This window comes from Comamonas sp. B-9 (assembly GCF_000410635.1).
GTDB lineage: Bacteria > Pseudomonadota > Gammaproteobacteria > Burkholderiales > Burkholderiaceae_C > Comamonas.
Genome location: NZ_KE148591.1, coordinates 26,441 through 31,670, shown reverse-complemented (window position 1 = coordinate 31,670; position 5,230 = coordinate 26,441). Strand labels below are relative to the sequence as shown.

The following is a 5,230-nucleotide window of genomic DNA, read 5'->3' as shown; positions in this document are numbered from 1 at the left end:
TTTGCTATCACGGCTGCTGCTGCTGCCGCTGCTGCTGTCCGTATCCGGCATCCAGCGGTTGGCGGCCGAGTCCACATGGTCACGCCCGGCTTGCTGGGCGAGTTGGTCCAGGCCTGCGTTGTCGCCGCTGCTGCTACTGGTGTTGGCCGTGCTGGCGCTGTCTGCAGCCGGGCTGCTGCTGGCCGCATGGCTGGGGTTGGTTGCCGCCTGCACGGGGTTGCTCCAGAGGTGGCTCAGGCCATTGAACAGCAGCATGCCACCGGCCACACCGGCGGCAGAGGCAGCGGCCTGGCCCAAAAAGCCGCCCGCTGCCGACCCAGCGCTGGGCTGCGCAGGCATGGGGGCGGGGATAGGGGCGGGCGCTGCCGGGGCCGCGCCAAACCAGCGGCCACTGCTGGCCGGGGCTGGCGTATCGCCATAGCCTGCAGGGACGGCGTTGTTCTGCGGATAGCTGGGCGCATAGCCCGCTGGGCTGCGGCTGGCCAGGTTGGCATCGGGGCTGCGGCCAAAATGCGTGTCCAGCCCGGCGCCCAAAAAGCTGGAACTGCCGCCAGCCGGTTTAGCGGCAGCAGCCCGGGCCTCGACCAGTTGTGCCTGCAACTGCGCCTCTTGCTGCTGGGCCTGTTGCAGCGCCTGCTCCAGCAGCAGGCCGCGCTGGGTCAGCCAATAGAGCGCATCCGGGGTTTGCTGGGCCTGCTGGCGTACCCAGGCCTCTGCCTGGCCATCCTTGGGCTGGCCATCCAACTGGCGCAGTTGCTGGAAGAGGTTCTCAATCAGGGTCTGTTCTTGCGCGTTCATCTCGGCATCCTCGCAGGTGGTGGTGTCACCGCATATGGGATGCACTGTGCGCTTGCGCAAGGGCGCCAGTGTGAAGCCCGCGTTCTTTCCGTAGCAGGTTGTAAACGCCTGGGCCGGCCCGCATCAGGCCCGGCGTGACGAGATCACAATCCCGGCGACCACCAGCACAAAGGCCGCTGCATGGTAGAGCCGGGGCGGCTCACCCAGAAACGCGGCCGACAGCACGGCGGCAAACAGCGGCGTGAGGTTGGTAAAAAAGCCCGCCACCGTGGGGCCCACGCGCTGCACGCCCATGCCCCAGCAGCGGTAGGCGACCAGGGCCGGGCCAATGACGATATAGGCAATGGCCCAGAGCAGGGTGCTGCTCATCTGCAGCTGGCTGGCGCCCACGGCCCATTCGCCCGCAGCAAACAGCCCGGACCAGAGCAGGCCAAAGGCCAGCTGGGCCATCAGCAGCAGCGCCCACTGGCTTTTGATGCCGGCCGGATCAGGAGTGCGCACCAGCAGCCAGCTGTAGAGCGACCAGCAGGCGGTGGACAGCAGCATGAACAGATCGCCCGGCACCAGGCGCAGCTGGGTCAGCTGCTGCCAGCTGCCATGGCTTAACACCAGCAGCACGCCGCTGACCGAGAACAGCGCGCCCAGCATCTGCGGGCGCGTGATGCGGGTCTGGAAGAACAGCGCGCCAAAGGCCATCATCCACAGCGGCATGCTGGACGCCACCAGGGTCACATTGATGGGCCCCGAGGTCTTGAGCGCCATGTACTGGAAGGCGTTGTAGCAGCCAATGCCCAGCAGGCCGATGATGGACCAGCGCTTCCACTGCGGCCACAGCGGGCTGCCCCGGCGCAGCAGCGGGTAGGCCAGCGGCAGCATGATCGCAAAGGCCAGCAGCCAGCGCACAAAGTTCAGCAGCATGGGGGAGACCAGCTCGTGCACCAGCCGGCCCACGACGGCATTGCCCGCCCACATCAGCGGGGCGGCGGTCAGCAGCGCCATGGTCGACGGTGTCAGTTTTGGTTGCATCGCGTGACTGTACATCCCCGTGACAGCAGCCGGTGTGAAAGCGTGGCAGCATGGTGACTGACGGCACCAAGCACCTACCCAGAACCTATCTCAGTTCACACAGGAGAATTCCCATGTCTTTGGCAGTACAGATTGCGCGCAATGGCGGACCCGAGGAGATGAAGCTGGTCGATGTGGATGTCGGCGCGCCCGGCCCCGGCGAGGTGCGCATACGCCACCATGCGATCGGGCTCAACTTTATCGATGTCTACCAGCGCACGGGCCTCTACACCTTGCCGATGCCTTTGAACCTGGGCATGGAGGGCGCCGGCGTCGTCGAGGCCGTGGGGGACGGCGTGCAGCACCTGCAGGTGGGCGACCGCGTGGCCTATGCCAGCAACCCACCGGGCAGCTACAGCGAGGTGCGGGTGATGCCCGCCACCTATGTCTGCCAGCTGCCCGACAGCATTGATTTTGAAACCGGCGCGGCGATGATGCTCAAGGGCCTGACGGCCCAGTACCTGCTGCGCCAGGCCAAGCCGGCAGAAGGGCTGCATTCGGGCGACTTTGTGCTGTTCCATGCGGCGGCTGGCGGCGTGGGGCTGATCGCCTGCCAATGGGCCAAGGCGCTGGGCCTGCGCCTGATTGCGACGGCCGGCTCCGCAGAGAAATGCCAGCTGGCGCTGGCCAACGGCGCCGAGGTGGCCATCAACTACCGCACGGAAAACTTTGCCGAACGCGTCAAGGACATCACCGGCGGCAAGGGCGTCAAGGTCGTCTATGACTCGGTCGGCAAGGACACCTGGGATGGTTCGCTGCAATGCCTGCGCGCCTTTGGCCTGATGGTCTCGTTTGGCAATGCCTCCGGCCCGGTGCCGCCTTTTGCGCCGGCCATCCTGGCGGCCAAGAGCCTCTATGTCACGCGCCAGGGCCTGTTTACCCATCTGCGCTCGCGCGAGGCCTGCCAAGCCATGGCCAATGATTTGTTCGCCGTTGTCGGCTCGGGCCAGGTCAAGATCCATATCGCGCAGCGTTTTGCGCTGTCTGAGGTGCAGGCCGCGCACCGCGCGCTGGAGGCACGCCAAACCACGGGCAGCAGCATCCTGCTGCCCTGATGTTCCCGTAGCCGATGTCCGCATCGGGTTTTGGGAGGGGGCTCGCGGCCCCCAGGCGCAGATGGACTAACATCCATCTGCTTTTATTTTGATAGTGCCCCATGTCCCCTGTTTCTCCCCCGCTGTTCGCACCCGAGCCGCCCACCTGGCTGGCTGCTGCGCGCAGGGCCATGAAGTCGCCGCCGCGCAAGCCCCGGCTGCCGCTCTGGGTCAACGGCCAGGCAGTTGGCTCCCTGGTCGAGCATTTTCTGATCGACACCGGCATCGCCGGGCGCCTGGGCGGGGATGCCCTGCTGTCCAAGCGCGAGCGCTCAGGCACGGCGGTGTGGCTGCTCGAATCACCCACGCAAGACGCGACCGCGTTGATGGGCCGCCTGGCCGATGCGCTGCGCGATGCGGGCCGCAGCGGCCCCTGGCGCCATGAGCAGCTGGCCGTGCAGGCGGTCGATGGCAGCCGCATCGGCACCGTGGAGCGCGGCGCCGTGCGCGTGCTGGGCATTGCCACCTTGGCCGTGCACCTGGTGGGCATCGCACCCGATGGGCGCCTGTGGGTACAGCAGCGCGCGGCCAACAAGGCCAACTACCCGCTGCACTGGGACACCTTGATGGGCGGCATGGTCTCGGCCCAGGACAGTTTGGACCAAGCGCTGGCCCGCGAAACCTGGGAAGAGGCAGGGCTCAAGATCGCCGACCTGCAAGGCCTGCGCCATGGCGGCGTGCTGCGCTTTCGCCAGCCCGACAGCGATGGCGGCGACGACCTGGGCTATATGTACGAAGACATCCACTGGTATGCCGCCACCGTGCCCGAGGGCCAGGTGCCCCGCAACCAGGATGGCGAAGTGGCGCAGTTTGCGCTGTGGCAGGCCGCAGAGGTCCAGCAGCAGCTGGCGCAGGCACGATTCACGCCCGAGGCCGCCTTGGTCTGGGCCGGTTTTGCAGATTGGATGACATGACAGAGACAGCGAACAAGCAGGGCGCCCCGGTGCAAGCACCCAAGCAGGTGGTGGTGGTGGGTGCCGGTGTGGTCGGTGTGGCCACCGCCCTGGCGCTGCAAAGCTATGGCGTGGCCGTCACCTTGATCGACCGGGGCGAGCCCGGCATGGAATGCAGCTACGGCAACTCCGGCGCGATCAGCCCCGGCTCGGTCGCGCCGCTGGCCCTGCCTGGCATCTTGAAGACCGTGCCCGGCATGCTGATGGACCAGGACGGCCCGCTGTCGATTGGCTGGAAGCACCTGCCCAAGGCAGCATCCTGGCTGGTAGCCTTTGCGCAATCGGCCGAGCCCAAGCGTGTGGCTGCGGCGGCAGAGCGTCTCAACGACCTGTACCAGGGTGCCGTCGATGCGCATGCCGCGCTGGCGCAGAGCCTGGGCGTGTCCGAGCTGTTCATGCGGCGCGGCCATCTGCACCTCTACCCCGATGCCGACTATGCGCAAAAGGATGCCACCGGCTGGCAGCTGCGCGCCAAATACGGCTACCAGGTCGAGGAGCTGGACCGCGCCGGCATCGAGGCGCTCGAGCCCCATGCACCCCAGGGCTATGCCCATGGCCGTTATCTCGCCGACCACGGCACCATCCTGAACCCGCTGCGCTATGTGCAGAGCATGCTGCAGGCCTTTGTGCAGCGCGGCGGCAAGCTGGTGCGGGCGGAGGTCAAGGCCATCCGCCCCGATGACAAGGGCTGGGCCGTGCGCACGGGCGATGCCGCCCTGGATGCGCAGCGCTGGCCGCATGTGGTGGTGGCCGCTGGCGCCTGGGCACCTGCGCTGCTCAAGCCGCTGGGCATGCTGCTGCCGATCGAATCGCAACGCGGCTACCACGCCCAGTTTGCCGGTGCCCAGCACCTGGTCGAGCGCACCGTGGTGCTGGCCGACAAAAAGGTGTTTATCGCACCGATGGAAGGCGGGCTGCGCGTGGGCGGCACGGTCGAGATCGCTGGCCTGACGGCGCCCCCCAACCCGCGCCGCGCAGCGGGCATCGAGCGCATTGCGCGCGAGGCCTTCCCGGCCCTGGCCGGCCTGGATGCCCAGCACTGGATGGGACACCGCCCCTGCCTGCCCGGCTCCGTGCCGGTGGTTGGCCATATCGATGCAATCCAGGGCCTGTGGCTGGCCGTGGGCCATGGCCACCTGGGGCTGACGGGATCGCTGCCGACGGCACAGCGCATCGCGAACGGGATGTGCGGGCCGCAGGTGCTGCCGTTCTGGCAGCTGCGCACGGCCGGTTAACTAGTCGCCGCTTGGCCAATCGCAGGCGCGCTCAGCCCATCAGCTGCGCCAGCCGGCGCACCGCCGCCGGTATCGGCGCAATCAC

At 67.6% G+C, this 5,230-nt stretch carries 5 protein-coding genes; 3 read left to right on the top strand and 2 right to left on the bottom strand.

What is annotated here, in order from left to right; translation table 11 throughout:
* Positions 1-798: DUF2076 family protein (locus H928_RS30195; protein WP_204366317.1), on the bottom strand; the 798-nt coding region annotated here is incomplete at its 3' end.
* A 123-nt stretch (positions 799-921) separates the two neighbouring features.
* The gene (locus H928_RS0114720) at positions 922-1,824 is read right to left on the bottom strand and encodes a DMT family transporter (protein ID WP_021027202.1); all 903 of its coding nucleotides are present in this window, start codon (positions 1,822-1,824) and stop codon (positions 922-924) included.
* Between the two features lie 113 nt (positions 1,825-1,937).
* Between H928_RS0114720 and H928_RS0114715 the strand changes: the two genes are divergently transcribed.
* From H928_RS0114715 to H928_RS0114705, 3 genes are all read left to right on the top strand, one after another.
* Positions 1,938-2,918 carry a quinone oxidoreductase gene (locus H928_RS0114715; RefSeq protein ID WP_021027201.1) on the top strand — a complete coding sequence of 327 codons (981 nt, stop codon included), beginning with the start codon at positions 1,938-1,940 and terminating at the stop codon, positions 2,916-2,918.
* Between the two features lie 101 nt (positions 2,919-3,019).
* Positions 3,020-3,871: an NUDIX domain-containing protein gene (locus H928_RS0114710; RefSeq protein ID WP_052330009.1), complete on the top strand. Its 852-nt coding sequence runs from the start codon at positions 3,020-3,022 to the stop codon at positions 3,869-3,871.
* Complete coding sequence (locus H928_RS0114705) at positions 3,868-5,145, top strand: FAD-binding oxidoreductase (protein WP_021027199.1); 1,278 nt, start codon at positions 3,868-3,870, stop codon at positions 5,143-5,145. The genes H928_RS0114710 and H928_RS0114705 overlap by 4 nt, the downstream gene beginning before the upstream one ends.
* The last annotated feature ends 85 nt before the right edge of the window (positions 5,146-5,230 follow it).

Coding starts and splice junctions, on each gene's coding strand:
- H928_RS0114720 (WP_021027202.1), bottom strand. CDS start 1,824: ATGCAACCAAAACTGACACCGTCGACCATGGCGCTGCTGACCGCCGCC.
- H928_RS0114715 (WP_021027201.1), top strand. CDS start 1,938: ATGTCTTTGGCAGTACAGATTGCGCGCAATGGCGGACCCGAGGAGATG.
- H928_RS0114710 (WP_052330009.1), top strand. CDS start 3,020: ATGTCCCCTGTTTCTCCCCCGCTGTTCGCACCCGAGCCGCCCACCTGG.
- H928_RS0114705 (WP_021027199.1), top strand. CDS start 3,868: ATGACAGAGACAGCGAACAAGCAGGGCGCCCCGGTGCAAGCACCCAAG.